Origin of the sequence: Demequina sp. B12 (assembly GCF_028823635.1) — a bacterium.
Taxonomy (GTDB): domain Bacteria; phylum Actinomycetota; class Actinomycetes; order Actinomycetales; family Demequinaceae; genus Demequina.
Map to the genome: position 1 here is coordinate 265,810 of NZ_JAPEHU010000001.1, position 17,562 is coordinate 283,371.

The window sequence follows — 17,562 nt, forward strand, 5'->3', positions numbered from 1 at the left end:
CCTCACTTCTTGCCCTTACCTCTGCCTTGACGTGTTCGAGTCCGGCCGCGCCTCAGTCGCGTACCCGTCGCTCCAGTGTGGTCGCTTCTCCAATGGACTCGCTGGAGGTCGCTCGGCGCGGCCTCAGGCTCACTCGTGGCAGACGTCGATCTCCACAGCGATCGCAACGACAAGCGCATCCGTACACGGGCCCACCAACGCCGGTCGCGCAGCCACGTGGAGCGCTCTTCATCGACGAGCGTCCAGAAGTGGTCGGCCTCGTCCTGCGCCACTGCCACAGCACCAAAGGTCGCTTTGTCTGTCAGACGCGCGATCTCCGGACCGTGCGCGGAACCATACGCGGCGGCAACCTCATGGCGGGTGGCCAATGGCATCGCAGCCAAGCCTGCATCGGCGGCCGAATCAAGGTACTCGTCCCACCCGCCGTGAATGGAGTCCTGCGGCTCACCACTACGGCGGCGACTACGACGGATGGCCTTCCAGATCAGAATCGCCAGGAACGGACCCAGCAGTATGAGAAGGCCCACCATGCTGGCACCCACGACGCGCAAGACCGGAATCAGTGCAGACTCACCGGCCTCTTCCTCGACGGTCGACGACGAAGAGTCGTCGGAGGTTCCGCGTTGCGTGGACGGCGGGACGATCGCTTCTGCGTGACGCGGGTCAAGCGGAGACGCAAACTCGGGATCCGTCTGTGCCGACACATCGGGTGACACCACATTGGTGTGCTGCGGGGTGACGTCTGCCGCAACCCACACACCGTCCTGGCCTTGGACTTCTACCCATGCGGACATGTTTTGACCACGGCACTCGCCCGCGTCACATGCCGGGGCTGCGTAGCCTTCAGCGTCGGTCGTTTCCAGACGCGTCCCCATCACGACGCGCACGGGATATCCCATGTCGGAAGCAATCAAGGCGACCGCGGTGGCAAGTTGCTCGTCATCGGCGGCATAGGCGACGAGTTGCGCCTCCGAGGCCCCTTCACCAGCGGCGACGGCCTGCTCGTTCAGGGCGGTGAACATGCGGTCCATGTGATCGTAGGAATGCCCCGACGGCGCCGCCATGAAGGCGTAGTCACCCAAGGCCTGCTGCCAGGCAGCGACCTCGTCGCCTTCCATCAGCGCGTGGCTCAGATAGGTGCGCTCGCGCAGCGTCGTGATGAGCTGGGCGAGACCTTCGCCATCCTTCGTAACGCCCTGGTTCGCCACCCAGTCGCGCAGGGACTCAGGAATGAACGAGGAGTTCACTGAGCCTTTGCCCGGGGGCGGTCCCATCTGCGAGACCGCAACACCGGGAGTGACATAGCCACTGACCTCGTAACCGTCTCCGGTAGCAAGCCCGCCATCGATTCCGATGACGCCCGTGTCCGCGGCCATGTCGTAATAGAAGCTGTCCACCAGTTGGGATCGACGCGCGCCGTCGAAAGTGATGGATTCCAGTTCGCCCACGAGTGGCACCCAGATGCCGTCGCCCGCGCCCACCGACACGGTCACCGCTGCGTGCGAGGCACCGTTTTGCCCATCCAGCCGTGCGGGGACACGTTCAAAGCGCGCTTCCTGGCCGTCTGGCGCGGAGGCCGAGAAGGTCTCGCCGTCGTAGTACGACAGCGACGCAATCCTGATGCGCTCCGGCTCACCGTCGTCAACGGCCACGGTAAAGAGCACCTCGTCGTAGACCTCGTCGGTGAAGAACGTTCGGAAAGCCGAAAGGGGCGAGGCTGCGGATTCCACGGTCAGTCGCGGGTCTACGGCGGATCGCGCCACTTCACGCGGGGTGTGCGCGGCGATCGGTCCGGCGGCGAGCAATGCCACTGCGACGCTTGCAGTCACCATCGCCGCCACCGCAGCCGTGCCGGCCAAGACTCGGGAGTGCGGTGCTTGTGCCAGGCGCGCTGTTCCCGCGTCCTGGGCATGGGTGATCGCAGCCTTACGGGCGGCGGCAGCCCTCCACGAGAACCAGGCCAGGATCACCAGGAACTGGGCCAAGCCCACCACAAACTCGTGATTGATGACCACCCCAAACGGCGCCACAGCCAAAGGCTCGGAACGCACGGCAGGGCCCAATCCAATGGCCGCCACTTGGAGGCCGCCCAGCACCACTGCGCCCCAGCCCCACTTGGGTGACCGCAACGCGAGCCACGTGGCACCCGCCGAGGCAATCAAGAACAACGCGAACACGGGCACGAGCGTGGCGCGGTACTCGCCTAGCGGTACCGGAAGGGTGACGATGTCTTTCCACCCCAGAACGGGGCCCCTCACCAGCTCGAGCGCGGCACCCAGGGCGGAGTCAACGCCGCTCGTGGCACCGGGCACCACCAACGTCAGCCCCACCACCACATACAGGGCCGCCACGATGAGGGCAACGGTGCCGCCGCGACGGCCCCAACGGTCCACCACGAACGCTGTCCCCGCACCACCGAAGACAGCGATCAGCATCACCAGCAGGTAGCGCTGTGATCCGTACACGCTCGCCAGCGTCCACGCCGCCACCGCAGCGCCCGCAATCACGAACAGGGTGTTGATGAGTGCGGGAGCGAAGCTCAGCGTGGCGGCGCTAGCCCGGCGAGGTCGGCGCGTCATGAGGCCGCTCCCTTGGCAAGCAACTGGCGCAAGTCATCCAGGATGCCCAGGCTGAGCACGCGGGTGCGGCCCACGGCATGCATCGACGGTTCTGACTCGGGGTCACACACCACCGCGGCAACGCCTACGTCAACCGGGAACGCCAGGGCCGATGCGGACAGTTCCGGCAGGCTGGCATGGGAACCCGTGACGATGAAGGCCAAGGACGTGTCCGCAGACACCTCGACCAACATGCGGCTCAAAATGGGGATGCTCACCACGCTGGGGCTGCGGTCCACCCCGGAAAGATCATCGAGAAGCCTGCGCGGGCTCGTGACGGCAAGTCGCTCCAGCGACCGGACGGACGCACGCGCAAACTCTGGCACCTCACCGGACACCACGACCTCAACATCGCGGCCATCACGAATAGCGCGCACGGCGAGAGACCCGGCCGCACTCACGGCCATCTCGAACTCTGCTTCGTTGGCGTAACTCTCGTCTGCCAGGTCCAACAGGATGGAGATCGTGGACCGGCGCGTCTCTTCAAACTGACGCACCATCAGGGTTCCGGTCTTTGCCGTGGACTTCCAGTGAATGTGCCGCTGAGCGTCACCCCTGGCGTACTCGCGGACGGCGTGGAAGTTGATGTCTTCCGAGGTAATGGTGCGGGTGGTCCGCCCTTCGAGATCGCGCACAAACCCCATCGAGGTGGACGGGACGCTGATCGTCTTGGGGTGGATGTACAACGTCTGCACGTCAGCCCAGTGGAAGGTGCGCTGCAGCAGTTTCAGCGGGTCGGCACGCGTGGTGGTCGCCGGCCCCACATCGACGATTCCACGCTTTGCTGCCGGCAACAGGATGGGTTCCTTGTGAACGTGGCCCTTGCGCAGCAACGGAACGTGAAAGTCGATCAGACCTTCGCCCACCGGCACGTCCACCTGACCAGGCAACGCCACCCTGGTGCGCTGGTTACGCACCACGATCTCTGCCCGCGCATCGTCCCCCGCCACGACGGCGTCTTGCAGCAACGCAAAGTCAACTTCGTACGGCTCCCGCCCCAGGAGGAACGGCAGCGCAATCACCAGCAGCGTGAGCCCCACAAACGCGCCCACCAGGAACTCGCCCCACCCCAGAGTGAGGCCGGCGATCAGGCCCGCGATCGTCCACACGATCACGACCCATCCCGCCGGAGTGGTGACCGACCGCACCGTGCCCCACGCTGCATCGCTGCGGGCACGGACCACACGCCCAGTCCGCAAGCTCCACAGGCCAAGCGCCACCCACCGGCCGTGCGTCTCTTCCGCATACTGCGTGCGGGTGCGCGTCGACGCCCGGGTGTGGCCGGTGGAGGTCCGGCTGGTCCGGGTATGGCTGCGGGTGTCGGCGCGGCGCCGTGGAGGGGCCTGGGTCATGGGCTTACTTCAGGTCCTGCTGCGACGGCGGAACCGTGTCGAGGAGAATCTGACCGATAACTGCAGTGGCGGTCACGCCGTCGAACTCAGCTTCGGGGTCCAGGATGATGCGGTGGGCCAGCACGGCCTCCGCGAGAGTCTTGACATCGTCCGGCGTCACGTAGGTGCGACCGTGAGCGAGAGCCCAGGTACGAGCACCCCGGGACAAGGCAATGGCACCACGAACGGAGACACCTAGGCGCACCTGCGTGGCGTTACGTGTGGCATCGACGATGCGGGCGATGTAGTCCAGGATCAGCGGGCTGGCGTGGACCTCGCGCGACAACGCGGTCATGGCGCCGATGGTCTGGAGCTCCGCGATCTGGGGGACCGTGACCTTGACGGGACGCCCAGCATCGAGGATCTGCAGGGTGGCACCGTGGTCGGGGTAGCCCAGCGAGGTGCGCATCATGAAACGGTCCAACTGCGCCTCGGGAAGTGCATACGTTCCGGCCTGCTCGACCGGGTTTTGGGTGGCGACCACCATGAACGGCGAGCCGGCGGCGCGGGTCTTCCCGTCAACCGTCACGGACCCCTCTTCCATGACTTCCAGCAGCGAAGACTGGGTCTTGGGCGAGGCACGGTTGATTTCGTCGGCGAGCACCACGTTGGCGAACACAGGGCCCGCGTGGAACTCAAACGTGCCCTTGGCCTGGTCGAACACCGTGATACCGGTCACGTCTCCAGGCAGCAGGTCCGGCGTGAACTGGATGCGGGTGGACGTGCCCTTGATGGTCTGGGCGAGCGCACGCGCGAGTGAGGTCTTGCCGGTGCCGGGGACGTCTTCCAACAGCAGGTGGCCTTCGGAGATCATCGCGGTGAACGCGAGCTCCACCACGTGGCGCTTGCCCAGGACGGCGCGTTCCACGTTGTCGGACAGTGCGGAGAAGGTGGTGGCAAACCAGGTGGCCTGCTCGTCGGTGACGGTCATGAGTGCTCCTTCAGGGCTGGGTGGGTCATGGTGCCACCGTGGGGGTAGGGCTGGGCGTGGGGGTCACCACTGGCGCGGGTTCGTCGACCAGGTCGCCGCACGACTTCCGGGAGGATTCCCAACTGCGAATCCCGGATAGTGCGCCAGTGAAGGTGACTTCAATCGAGGCATAGTTGCGGTTCCATAGCTCCACGCCCTGGGTGTTGCTCCAGCTGTCCTCCCACCAGGTCACGGCGGTGGTGTAGTCGCCAGGTTGTGCGGCGACCGTGACGTTGACGCTTTCGTTTGCCACCGAGCACGACACGAACGTCACCTCGGTGGGGTAGGAACGCGTGGTGTCCGCGGGCCCCACTGCGGTCGAGGAATCGGAGCAGGGCGCGTCCGTCCCCAGGAACGTGGGGCAGTACACCGCACGAATACTTGGCACGTTTCCGTAGGCGTTGGCAAGCGAGAAGCTGCTCTGCGGGGGTGCGCCCTCATGGCTATAGCGCAGTTCGAAGCCGCGCGGCGCGGACTGCACACTGGGCGCGCTCCACGACGTCTCGCAGCGGGCAGAGTTGCTCGGCTCACAGCGGTTGCTCACGCCGTAGCCGTTGTTGACCGCGGGAGCGCCAGGATCTTGGTACGTGTACACGCCGGTGATGGCCTGGCTAGAGGTGCCGTAGCCCTTGCTACCTACGCGACTCTCTGCGCACAGGTTGTACGTGTAGAGGCGGTTCGACTCGACAGTGACGGTGACGCTGGCGGAACCGCCGTTCGCGCGCGTGTTCGGCGTGCAGTGCTGGCCGTCCGCAGCAATCCCAATGTAGGTTTCCGAGCCTGTGCCGGCACTCGCCACCTGAGCCGTGAACGTGACCTGCTGGCCGTCCGTACTGGCCTTCCACGAGGGACTCGTGACAAGCGGGCCGCCGACTCCGTTCGCCTGGAACGAGAGCGTCTCGCCGGACTCGCTGCTGGCCCCAACCGGGGGCAACTCGTGCCGGGTCACCGGGGTGACCGTCACCGTCTGTGGAGTGTTCGACCCCACCAGATAGCCATTCACGGTGACGTTTCCACGGCCTGACACCTGAACGGTGCGCTGCTCTCCGCTGGCGCTGGTGAGTTGTAGCGAGCGCGTGGAGGGGTCGGAAACTCTGAGGACAAGGTCCGCACGTAGCCCCTCGCCACCGGTGACCGACGGGGCGGTAGACACCAGCGCGGGCTGCGCGGGTGGCGCGTAGGCCCAGGCCGTCGCGGAGGCAGAACCCTTCGACTTTCCGACCGAGTTCACCGCGACCACGGAATACTGAGTCTTCTCACCGTTGGACAGCCCGGTGATCTGAGAACACGCGCCGCTCGCGGTGCAAGTCGCCACCTCAGTACCGCCAGCAGTCACGCTAAAGCCAGTAATGGCGGGGTAGGCCGATGCGGCAGCACCGGGGTCCACGCCAAGAGTGATGCTGCCGTCGCCATACGCGGTTTGGGTGAGTGCGGCAGGCGTGCCGGGGAAGCCCTGCAGGTCAACCGTCACAGACCCGAGACGTTCACCAGAGCTGAGACGCTTCTGGGCGTCACGCACCACGAACGATGCCGAGCACTTGGCGCCGGCAGTGTCACCTGTCCACGACGCCCGCACTGCGGTGTCGGAGGCGATGTCGAAACTCACGCCCGAACAGGTGCCGTCGCTGCTCACCGACACCAGTTCCAGTTGTGTCTCCGGCAGCGGGTTGACCTCGCCAGAGCCACCAATGACGTCGATGGTGCAGGAGGAGCCATCGGCTTGCGAGCAGGTTTGCGTGACAGTCGCACCCTTCGGAAGGGTCGACGGCGCCGGCCCCACCTCAAGTGCAAGGCTGACGGGCGGCGTTTCGGGATCTGACGTCAAGGTCACGGTGATGTTCTCGGTGTTGCCCGGAGGAGCATCGGACGCCGCCTTCAGCGTCAGAACCGTGCCGCTACGGGACACCGTGAACCATTCACCCGCTTCAGTGATGCCGAACTCGACGGGCCGGCCCGGTGCGCCGTCAGGCCAACTGACCATGCCGGCCAAGTCGAAGGTTGCTTCCTCTCCAGGAGAAACTTCGAGGGCCGCTCCCGCAAGCGTCGGCACGGGGATCTCAGGAATGATGATGACGGGCACGGGAAGAGTCGTCGGCTCATCCTGACCGTCAACCAACACCGGCACTGCACACGTGTCCGTGTAGGGCTCGCCCTCGCCAGCGCTGTACGTCAGGCGAGTACCACCCGCTGACGTACAGACACCTTGCGCGCGGCTACCGGACGCGGCCACGGCATCGGCGTCAATCGTGAATGACGTTTCTGGTGGCAACGCGATCAGGTCTGCCATGTCGAACGTGATGGACTCGTTCTCGTTGACCTCGGGAACGGTGAAGTTCTCCTTCAGCGCCACGATGATCTCCCGGTCGCCGGGCACACGGAGGAACCCGTAGGAGACCACTTCTTCCCCCGCGAAATTCACGCCGCTCACCTGGAACGGCACCAATCGCGCCGAGTCCGGCAGCGGGCCAGAGATGCTGCGGCCAGAGACGGTCAGGTCCTCTTGAGAACCCCACAACGACAGCGTCAGACCCGCAGGATCACCTGCACCCCAGGCCACCTTGTCCGCCAGGACGTCAACGCCGTCCGCGAACTGCTCGCGCGTGTCCGCAGTCAGCACCGTGTCCGTGATGATGGGGACGTCCGCGATGGGTTCGCGAACAGCCTTGAGAATGATGCGGCCAATGGACGTCGAGCCCTGACTGTTGGCCACGGTGTAGACGAACGCCAACGTGCCCGGCTCCGTACCCACGGTGAACTGGATCCTGTCGCCGTCGGGCTTGCCGACGTGTGCGGCAAGCGCGTCGTACTCGTCGGTGCCGCGCTTGGCATCAGGCACCACGCTCACCAGCTGGAGTTCACCGCCGGACAGGTCGATATCGTTCGCGGTGGGGGTGATGACGACGCGACGGTCCTCGCCCACCTGCGCTTGGACGTAGTCGGTGTACGTCACGGGGCGGGGGTCCAGTTCGGCAGCCAAGACACCGACGGTCGCCGTTGCCGTTGCGGTCGCACCGCGCGCATCCTCAACGGAGAACGTGAACGCCACCTGGCCAGAGAACCCAGCATCCGCCGTGTACACCAGCGAGCGGCCGTCAGCTGAAACGCGCGCAGCACCCGTGCTGGGCTGGGTCTCAATGGCCTTCAACGAGACCCGGTCACCGTCGGGATCCGTGCCCGTGCCGTCAAAGGGCAGCCGCACTTCTTGACCGGCTGCCACACGGCCCGCAAGCGGTTGCGGCGTAGGCGGCTGATTGGTCTCGTTCGCCAATACGGTCACCACCACGGAAGCCTTGTCCGACTGCGTGGGATAGCCCAGCACGTACGCCGAATAGTCAATCGTGTAGACGCCCGGGGTTTGCGGCGCGAGGTAGCGCACCAGAGTGCCTGCAGGGAAGGCCAGGCCGCCGCCGTCAGCGAGTTCCACGGAATCGGCGTCGAGGGCGATCACGTTGCCCGCCGGGCCCACGTCGTTGGCCAGCACCTTGATGTCCGCCTGAGTTCCTGCACGCACGGTGATGGAGTCGTCGACCGCCAGCGGGGTAGCAGGCACGTCAGTGCCGAGCAAGATCACGGTGATCTCGCCGCGCACGGTGGACTCTGGCCGTCCAGAACCGTCAGAAACGGTGTAGCTCACCGTGCCGAGCGTGCCCGGCTGTCCCGTCTCCGTGTCACCAGACAAACGCAGAGCCGAGTGGCCCACGATGTCCGCAGACAACTGGGCGCCATCGGCCGGAGTGGTGTGCAGGTCGCTCAGCAGCAAGACGTTGCGGCCCGGGTCTGTCACGGCGGCCAGGACATCGACCGTCACGTCCTCATGAGTACGCACGAATGCGGTGAGCGGCGCAGTGGTGAGCTGCGAATCCTCAGGGTCGATCACAGTGATGCGGGCCATACCGCGCCCGTCGGAAATGCCGTCGTTGACGGTGAAGTCGACCAGGAACGATCCTGGCTCCTCACTCGAGAACGTGAAGCCCACCAGTCCCTGCGCGGTGGCCACCACCGCATCAGAGTCAGTACCTGCGGAGGCCTCTGTCACGGTGAGTGGGCCGCGAGCGCCGGTCACCCGCTCAGCGAGTTCCACGGTCGCTTGAACCCCGGTGGTGACGGTGACGGCGAGGTCTTCAACCCGCAGTTCGGGCTCCCCCACCACGGCGACGGTGAGGTCCTTGTCGTTGGACGCTCCAAACGCATCGGCCACTTCCACGGTGATGGGTACGGAACCGGTCTCCGTGGTCGAGGGGTTGGTGTGCTGGAACACCAGTTGACCTTCGGGGGACGGCGCGGTGACACCGACGGACGATGAGGTGTGTGCGGAGGCAAGGTAGATGGGGTCACCTTCGGGGTCGACCCACCCGGTGAGGACGTCCACGTTGACGGTGCCGCCAGGGTTGACCTGCGGTGAGGGCCAGTCGACCTGGCAGTCGTCGACGCCGCACCATTGAGGCGGGGAGTTCTCGGACTCGTCCTTAATGGTGATCGTGACAGTCGCGGGCTCCGATTCGAGTCCGTCGTCTGCGGTGCCGTCGGTGATGGCGTAGGTCAGCGTGGCAGTGCCGGTGGCGTTGTCGGCGACGTCGACCACTACCAGCTGTGAGTCGTCTGCGACGTGTGCGGTGCCGAAGGCCTCGTCGAGACCCGTGAGGGAGGCGGGGTCCACGGCAAGGACGTCTCCGTTGGCGTCGTGGTCGTTGAGGAGGACCGGCAACGCTACTTGGCGTCCCGCGCGCGCTCCGAAGGCGTCGTCTTGGGCGATGGGGGCGCGAGGCTCGGTGACTTCTGTGGCGACTTCGCGGTCGTCAGCGGCCTGCTGGACCTCGTCGTCGATTTCCCACTGCTGGGACGAACCGATCAGGCGGCCGGAGGGGACGTCCCACACCCAGCCAGTACGGGCTTCGTTCAACACCAGGCGGGATCCGTTGGACCGCAGCACCGGCACGACACGTTCACCCAAGGTGGCCTCGCCGTACGACAGTTGGACGGGGCTCTCGCCACTCATCCATAGTTCGCCAGGACCGTTCTCTGGGCCGAGCCAGGCGGCAACCATGCCGGCACCATCGGGCGATTCGGTGGGGCGGGCCGGCGTGCCGCGTGACAAGTCTGTGGGACCTACCAGGTAGGACGCGCTGGTGCCATCGATTGCAGCAGAGACGATGCCGTAGTCATCTGCGATGAGCACCTCGTCACGTGCGCTGCTTGCCTTCTGAAGCAGGGCGTCCTCGGCGGCACCCGTCGCGAGGGGCTCAGCGAGGTCTTGGATCCACAGGCGGGCCGTGTCTTCGTCGTACAGCACCCAGGTGTCACCTACCCAGGTGATCTGTACACCTTCCGTTTCGGGGCCTTCGGGCAGGGCCGATGTCGCAAGCACCTCGCCCGTTACTACGTTGCCTGTCAGCACGGCACGGCGCTCAGGCGAGTATGCGCCCACGATTCCGGACGTCGACACGGACACGGTGGCGGCACGGAACTGGGGACGTTCCTCACCTTCCTCGACTTCCACGTCCGCGAACGGGTCAAAGCCGCGTGGGCTGGTCGCGGAACCGGTCGCCATGTCTCCGGCGAACACCTGCCCGGTATCGGTCAGGTACGCCACATACGTGCCGGTGCTGACGACCGCATCGGTTCCCGTGGGGGTCGCGACCGTCGCTTCTGGGGCTTCCGCGGAGATGTCGAACGGCATTGCCGCGTCCACCTGGGTCACGGAGCCCAGGTTGTTGGAGAAGACCAGCAGGTCACCGCCGTTTTGCACCAGGTCGCTGGGAGCTGCGACGCCCTTGACGGTGTCGAGTTCACCCACGGTCGTGTTGACGCGGGCGAACCGCTGTCCGGTGCCGGTTTGGAGGGCCCACACTGACGGACTGTCCGGTGTCACTTCCCGCTCGTCAAAACCGGGCGCAACAAACACCCCCACCAGGATGGCGGCCACCAAGGCCCCCACGCCGATGCGACGGACCACCCGCCACCGAGCCGCCGTGGCACGCCCCAACCCCGTCTCCACTGCGCTCATCGCGTTACGCCCCCACCACAACCAGGATTGTCACGACCACGCCCACCACGGCTGCACCGCCGATCGCGGCACCCACCGCGATTGAGCGTCCTACCTTGCCGGCTCGTCGTGCCCGCATGGTGCTGGTGCCTGCCCGTGTATGAGCGTCTGCGTCGCGCCGCAGACGTTGCGATTGGACTGGCACCGTGGAACGCACTGCCTGGCGCTGCTCACCCGCCTCCGGCATCGGCACCGCTGACTGGGACCACTCATCTTTGGGGATCTCCAGCGCGGTCACCGGCAATCCCATTTCCATCTCCACCTGTTGGAGTGCGTGGCCGAAGGCTTGCGCTGTGGGGTAGCGGTCTCCCGGGAGTTTGCGCATGCCGCCCTCAAGGGCACGCTGCAACACGTCGGGGACATCGGACCTGTCAATGTCCACATACTTGGCTTTGCCGATGCGCTTGATCAGGTCTGCGTCATTGCGACGCTGCCCAGGGATGTCGAATGGGCTGTGCTGGGCCAGCAGCGTGTACACGGTCGCCGCGAGCGCCCACACTTCCGTGGCCACGCTGCCCGACGTCTTGTGGTCCACCACTTCTGGCGCGCTCCACGGTGGCGACATGGCAATGACGTCGTCTTCGCCTTGCTCTAGGGCCGATGCCACACCAAAGTCGCTCAGCACAGGGTGGCCAAACGAGGTCAAGAGAATGTTGGACGGCTTGATGTCACGGTGCAGGAGGCCGGCGCGGTGGGCGGTCTCGATGGCCGATGCGATCTTGATTCCGATCGACAGCACTTCCGCGACTGGCATGCGCTCGTTGCGGTACCGGTTGGTGAGCGAGGCCGGGCAGTATTCGGACACCAAGAATGGCCGGCCGTCAGCAGAGACCCCCGCTTGGTACACGGTGAGGATGCTGGGGTGGGCGCTCAACTGCGCCATGACGTCCGCTTCCGACGCGAGTGCGGCGGCCGCAGCTTCGTCTTCGATACGGCTCAAGAGGACTTTGACGGCGACCAAACGTCGCGGCATGTCCTGCTGAAACAGGAACACGTCGGCAAAACCACCTGACCCTAACGGACGCACATACGTGTATCCAGGCAGTACAGGTGGGCTCAGTGCTTGGCGTTTCGCCATTGTCCTACCCCCCTCCTACCGCAGCTTTCGAGGGCAACCTCTGCCCATCAACAAACGGTAGGAACGGGGTTACTCTAGCGGACCCCCGGGCGCAGGTGAACAGTCCCACGCACGTGTGAGAGATTGCACTCCGCGCGGCTGACGGGACTAATCAGCGATGTCTTCCAACGGCGGGCACGCGCACACCAGATTGCGGTCGCCGTGAGCATTGTCGATGCGAGACACCGGCGGGAAGTACTTGTCCTGACGTAGCCCCGGCACCGGGAACGCGGCCTGTTCACGTCCGTACGCGCGCTCCCATACATCGGCGGCGACAGCATCGGCGGTGTGGGGGGCGTGCCTCAACGCGGTGTCCTCTGCCGCGATGTCTCCGCGTTCCACGGCAGCGATCTCTTCGCGGATCACCTTCATGGCTTCGATGAAGCGTTCCAGCTCGGTGACGTCTTCACTTTCCGTGGGTTCCACCATGAGCGTGCCGGGGACGGGGAAGGACATGGTGGGCGCGTGAATGCCGAAGTCGATGAGGCGCTTCGCGATGTCCTCCGCCGTGATGCCCGTGACTTTGGTGAGGGGGCGGACGTCGAGGATGCATTCGTGAGCGACCAGACCGTTTTGACCGCGGTACAGCACAGGGAAGTCGTCGGCGAGGCGAGTGGCCACATAGTTGGCGGCGAGGACCGCGACCTTGGTGGCGCGGCCCAGTCCCTCGTGACCCATGAGTGCAATGTAAGCCCAGGTAATAGGCAGGATTCCGGCAGAGCCGAACGGTGCCGCGGACACGGGTGAGCCACGGCGAGCCAACTCCGCGGGCCGCTGGATGGTCTGGCGCAGGGCAGGCAGGTAAGGAACCAGGTGGTCAGCGACTGCAACAGGGCCCACGCCCGGACCGCCGCCGCCGTGGGGAATGCAGAAGGTCTTGTGCAGGTTCAGGTGCGACACGTCGCCGCCAAAGTGACCGGGCTTCGCGAGTCCCACCAAGGCGTTGAGGTTTGCGCCATCGATGTAGACCTGGCCTCCCGCATCGTGGACGGCACCACACACATCCTTGACGCGCTCCTCGTACACGCCGTGCGTCGACGGATAGGTGAGCATGATGCACGCCACCTGTCCCTCGTACTTCTCGAGCTTTGCTTGCAGGTCGTCGGGGTCGATGCCGCCGTCCTCAGCGGTCGCGACCATCACCACACGCAGTCCAGCAAGGACCGCGGAGGACGCATTGGTGCCGTGAGCCGATGCCGGGATGAGGCACACGTCGCGGGCTTCCCCGCCGTTGTCCTTCAGGTAGGAGCGGATCGCCAACAGGCCTGCATACTCACCTTGGGAGCCAGCATTGGGCTGAACGGAAACGGCGGCGTAGCCCGTGATGTCCGCCAGCCATTCTTCGAGTTGCGCGATCATGTCGCGGTAGCCGGCGGTTTGGTCGGAGGGCGCGAACGGGTGGATGCGCGCGAACCCTGGCCAGCTGATGGGGGCCATCTCTACGGCTGCGTTCAGTTTCATGGTGCACGAACCCAAAGGAATCATCGTGCGGTCCAAGCTCAGGTCCCGGTCCGCGAGACGGCGCATGTAGCGCATGAGCGACGTCTCGGAGCGGTGCTGGTGGAAGATCGGATGGGTCAGGTAGTCGCTGCTTCGACGCAACGACAACGGGATTGCGACGCGCGGCGCGCTGTACACACTGTGGCGCTTGCGGGCCGTCACGGCCTCCACCACCACGTCCAAGATGTCCAGGCTCGTGACCTCGTCGCAGGCAATGCCAACATGGTCGGCGTCAATCCGGCGCAGGTTGATGCCTTCGGCTGCGGCGCGCGCAATCACGGAGTCCGCGCCACCGGGCGCCTTCACGACGACTGTGTCGAAGAAGTGCTCGTGGAGCACGTCGACTCCTGCGGCCGCGAGCGCATCGGCCAGGGTCACGGCGGTGGAGTGCACCTTGGTGGCGATGTCGCGCAAACCGTCCGGGCCGTGGTGGATGGCGTAGAAGCCGGCCACGACGGCGAGGAGTGCTTGTGCGGTGCAGATGTTGGAGGTGGCCCGGTCGCGGCGGATGTGCTGTTCGCGGGTTTGCAGGGTGAGGCGGTAGGCGGGACGTCCGTCGGCGTCAACGCTCACACCTACAAGGCGGCCGGGGAGTTGCCGTTCGAGCCCTTCGCGCACGGACATGAATGCGGCGTGCGGGCCGCCAAAGAACAACGGCACTCCGAAGCGTTGCGCAGACCCGACCGCGATGTCGGCACCAATCTCTCCGGGCGCCTTGATCATGGTGAGGGACAGCAGGTCTGCCGCAACGGTGACGAGCCCACCAGCGCCGTGTGCGGATGCGATGACGTCCTGAATCTCCCGCAGCACACCGGTGTTGCCGGGCTGCTGGAGCACCAAGCCGATGAGGTCGTCTGGCGCGGTCCACTCGGCGTCGATGACCTGGACCTCGAGGCGCAACCCGATTGCTTCTGCGCGGGCGGTGACCACGTCGATGGTTTGCGGAAGGCATTCGGCGTCCAGCACGATCACGCCGCCCTCGCGGCCCTTGACGGCTCGGCGCATCAGCAGCACGGCCTCTGCGACGGCGGTTGCTTCGTCGAGGAGCGATGCTCCCGCGATCGGCAATGCGGTGAGGTCCGCGACCATGGTCTGGAAGTTCAGCATCGCTTCAAGGCGACCTTGCGAGATTTCCGCCTGATACGGCGTATACGCCGTGTACCAGGCGGGGTTCTCGATGACGTTGCGGCGGATCACCATGGGGGTGATGGTGTCGAAGTAGCCCTGGCCAATCATCTGAATGTTGACCCGGTTGCGTTGCGCAAGCGTCTGGAGTGCGTTGAGGGTGTCGTTCTCCGTGAGCGGTTCCGGCAGCACAAGGACATCGTCCTGGCGGATCGCCGCCGGGATAGCGGCCTCGGCAAGATCGTCGAGGGAGTGGTAGCCCACGACCTCAAGCATGGTGTCCACGGCATCGTGGTTCGGGCCGATGTGTCTTTCAGCAAACGCGCTCACGCGCCCATTGTGTCGCATCGGCCCTCGTCACGACAGGGTGGAGCGCCGCACTGTGACACTTTCGCCGTCGGGCGGTGGTAACCCCCGGTCCCCCGTGCCCGCCCTTGGCCGGGCACGGGGGAGTCGAGCGGTCGGACTAGTCAGCCAGGCAGGACTGTCCGTTGAGGGTGAGGTTGGTCGGTTCGGTGGCGCCATCGGTAGTCATACCGATGAACCCAAACGACACGGAACTGCGCCCCTCCAGGACGGGATCCCAGTGAGGGTGGTCGACCGTGACGGAGGCACCGTCTTGAGCGACCACACCGTTCCACAGGTGGTGGATGCGCTCGTCACCGGCGAACGTCCACCCCACGGTCCAGTCCTCCACATCCGCCTTGGCGTCGTTGTCGACCGTCACGTCCGCGAGGAAGTATCCAGGCCACGCCTCCTCGATGTCGACGTCGATGGTGCACGTGGGCTTGGGGGCAACGGTGACGGGGATCTGGACGGTGGTGCCCGTCTGCTTGCCCGTGAGCGTGATGACCGATTCGCCTTCCGCGCTCTTAGGCACGGTGAAGGAAATGGTGGCCGTCCCGTGCTCGTCGTAGCTGTCCGTGGGCAACACATTCGTGACGGTGGCATTGCCCCGCTTCTTGCCAGCAATCTCCACGGACAGTTTCTTGTCCACCACGCCGTCTGGGTCAGTCATCATGAGCGACCCCACATCGAACGTCACGTCCTGTCCCACCGTGAGGGTGGGAGGAAGGTTCGTGACTGACACGGCGTGCTGGCGGTAGTCGACGTCAAGCGATCCGTGGACCTCGAGGTAGTCGACCATCGCCTCCAGGTCAACGCGGCCAGTGTCAGCCACGTTCGCACCTTCAGTGAAGGTGGCGAAGTTGTCGCCACCGGCGGCAAGGAACGAGTTCATCGCAACGCGGTAGGTGGCGCCAAGGTCGAGTTGTTCGCCATCGAGCCACATGGACAGGATGCGTTCACCGGCTGGCGCGGTGGGATCGTACGTGTACTCGAAGCCCCCCGAGGTTCCTAGCCGCAGGAACGGACGCGACTGCCCTGCGGGCTGCCACTGCTCTTCGAGCACCTGCGCAATTTGGGCGCCCGTGAGGTCCATCGCCACCAATGTGTTCGCGAACGGCTGCACCACGGCGGCCTGCTTGTACGTCACTGCCGAGGGGTAGTTCGCGCGGTCACCCTGCGCCAAGCCCAACATGTCCTCACGCAATCCACCAGGGTTCATGAACGCAATCTGTGCTCCATGGGACTGCGTCGCCCACAACTGCACGTTCGCGACAGCGTTACCCAACGTGGATTCTGCTCCACGGGTGGAGCCGGGGTTCTGACCGTCCTGGCGGGCCCGGTACAACGGGTTCTCCAGCGCGCCCAGTTCCACCGCGCCCAACACATCGGCTTCCGCCGCGGCCGCCTCCACCAGTGCCGCGATCTCCGGCACTGCGGGGTACACCGGCTCGGAGGCACCTGCCTCGAACAGATCAACAATGCTGGTGTCGACGTCGGCCAGCGTGCCGTCGGCATCGAACGCGAACAGCAGCCGGTTCACGTTCATGCCGTACTGCCCTGCCGACACGACTGGGCGTTCGGTCACAGCGCGGCCCGCCCATTCCGGTACCGGCACTGCGTGGTCGTACGCCTGATGGGTGTGGCCTGAGATGACGGCGTCGATGCTGGGGTCTAGGTCCGCAAGCATCGCACCAAAGTCGTTGCTGGTGTCCACCGCGTCGGCATAGCTCGTGGTGGGAGCGCCCTCGTGAACCAGGAGCACGATCAGTTCGGCACCGCCAGCTTCGAGTTCCGCTGCGGACCGGTTGGCGGCAACGGCCTCGTTTTCGAAGGACAGCCCCTCAATCCCGGAAGGCGTGACAAGCGCGGGAGTTTCGTCGGTGACAGCACCGATGAAGCCGATGTCGACCGCTCCGGCACCGTCGCCGAAGGTCTGGATCCAGGTTTCGGGCAGCGCAGGGTCGCCGTTGAGGAAGCGCACGTTCGCGCCCAGGTACTCCCAGGTCGCCATGGGCATCACCCGGTCGCGCAAGTCCGCGAAGCCACGATCGAACTCGTGATTGCCTACCGCTGACACGTCGAGCCCGGCAGCGCTGAGCGCCGCGACCGTGGGGACGTCATCTGCGATGAACGACTCAAAGGTGGAGGCGCCGATGAGGTCACCGGCGGCCGCAAACACGGAGTTCGGGTATTCGGCTTCCAGAGCGTCGACCGCTCCAGCAAGAGACGCGGCACCGGCATAACCGCTGAACGCATCCGGCAGGATGCGGCCGTGGAAGTCATTGATCCCCAGAATCTGGACCGTGGTTCCGCCCTCTGGCTCCACCACATCGGCCTGTGCTGGCACTGCCACCGCAGTGACGGCCAGCGCGCCGAGTGCGGCAACGGTGCCCACCCCTGCGCGTGTCGATTTCGTCATGTTCTCTCCTTTACATGGGGGTTTGTCTACC

At 65.5% G+C, this 17,562-nt stretch carries 7 protein-coding genes; all 7 read right to left on the reverse strand.

The features are described from left to right. Nucleotides 1-2: 2 nt before the first annotated feature. Nucleotides 3-2,579, reverse strand: coding sequence for a transglutaminase domain-containing protein (locus ON058_RS01370; protein ID WP_274667235.1), 2,577 nt, complete (start codon nucleotides 2,577-2,579; stop codon nucleotides 3-5). Then, nucleotides 2,576-3,970, reverse strand: a complete 1,395-nt coding sequence (locus ON058_RS01375) for a DUF58 domain-containing protein (protein ID WP_274667236.1) — start codon at nucleotides 3,968-3,970, stop codon at nucleotides 2,576-2,578. The genes ON058_RS01370 and ON058_RS01375 overlap by 4 nt, the downstream gene beginning before the upstream one ends. Before the next feature lie 4 nt (nucleotides 3,971-3,974). Then, nucleotides 3,975-4,940, reverse strand: coding sequence for a MoxR family ATPase (locus ON058_RS01380; RefSeq protein WP_274667237.1), 966 nt, complete (start codon nucleotides 4,938-4,940; stop codon nucleotides 3,975-3,977). Nucleotides 4,941-4,965: 25 nt separating this feature from the next. Continuing rightward, nucleotides 4,966-10,983 carry an Ig-like domain-containing protein gene (locus ON058_RS01385; RefSeq protein WP_274667238.1) on the reverse strand — a complete coding sequence of 2,006 codons (6,018 nt, stop codon included), beginning with the start codon at nucleotides 10,981-10,983 and terminating at the stop codon, nucleotides 4,966-4,968. 4 nt (nucleotides 10,984-10,987) lie between these two features. Beyond that, nucleotides 10,988-12,100: a serine/threonine-protein kinase gene (locus ON058_RS01390; RefSeq protein WP_274667239.1), complete on the reverse strand. Its 1,113-nt coding sequence runs from the start codon at nucleotides 12,098-12,100 to the stop codon at nucleotides 10,988-10,990. Between the two features lie 147 nt (nucleotides 12,101-12,247). Beyond that, nucleotides 12,248-15,112, reverse strand: coding sequence for an aminomethyl-transferring glycine dehydrogenase (gene gcvP, locus ON058_RS01395; RefSeq protein ID WP_274667240.1), 2,865 nt, complete (start codon nucleotides 15,110-15,112; stop codon nucleotides 12,248-12,250). Nucleotides 15,113-15,230: 118 nt separating this feature from the next. Next, nucleotides 15,231-17,531, reverse strand: a complete 2,301-nt coding sequence (locus tag ON058_RS01400) for a 5'-nucleotidase C-terminal domain-containing protein (protein ID WP_274667241.1) — start codon at nucleotides 17,529-17,531, stop codon at nucleotides 15,231-15,233. Nucleotides 17,532-17,562: the final 31 nt, after the last annotated feature.

Excerpts from the sequence above, each read along its gene's own strand:
- gcvP (WP_274667240.1), bottom strand. The coding sequence starts at position 15,112 with ATGCGACACAATGGGCGCGTGAGCGCGTTTGCTGAAAGACACATCGGC.
- ON058_RS01375 (WP_274667236.1), bottom strand. The coding sequence starts at position 3,970 with ATGACCCAGGCCCCTCCACGGCGCCGCGCCGACACCCGCAGCCATACC.
- ON058_RS01380 (WP_274667237.1), bottom strand. The coding sequence starts at position 4,940 with ATGACCGTCACCGACGAGCAGGCCACCTGGTTTGCCACCACCTTCTCC.
- ON058_RS01385 (WP_274667238.1), bottom strand. The coding sequence starts at position 10,983 with ATGAGCGCAGTGGAGACGGGGTTGGGGCGTGCCACGGCGGCTCGGTGG.
- ON058_RS01370 (WP_274667235.1), bottom strand. The coding sequence starts at position 2,579 with ATGACGCGCCGACCTCGCCGGGCTAGCGCCGCCACGCTGAGCTTCGCT.
- ON058_RS01400 (WP_274667241.1), bottom strand. The coding sequence starts at position 17,531 with ATGACGAAATCGACACGCGCAGGGGTGGGCACCGTTGCCGCACTCGGC.
- ON058_RS01390 (WP_274667239.1), bottom strand. The coding sequence starts at position 12,100 with ATGGCGAAACGCCAAGCACTGAGCCCACCTGTACTGCCTGGATACACG.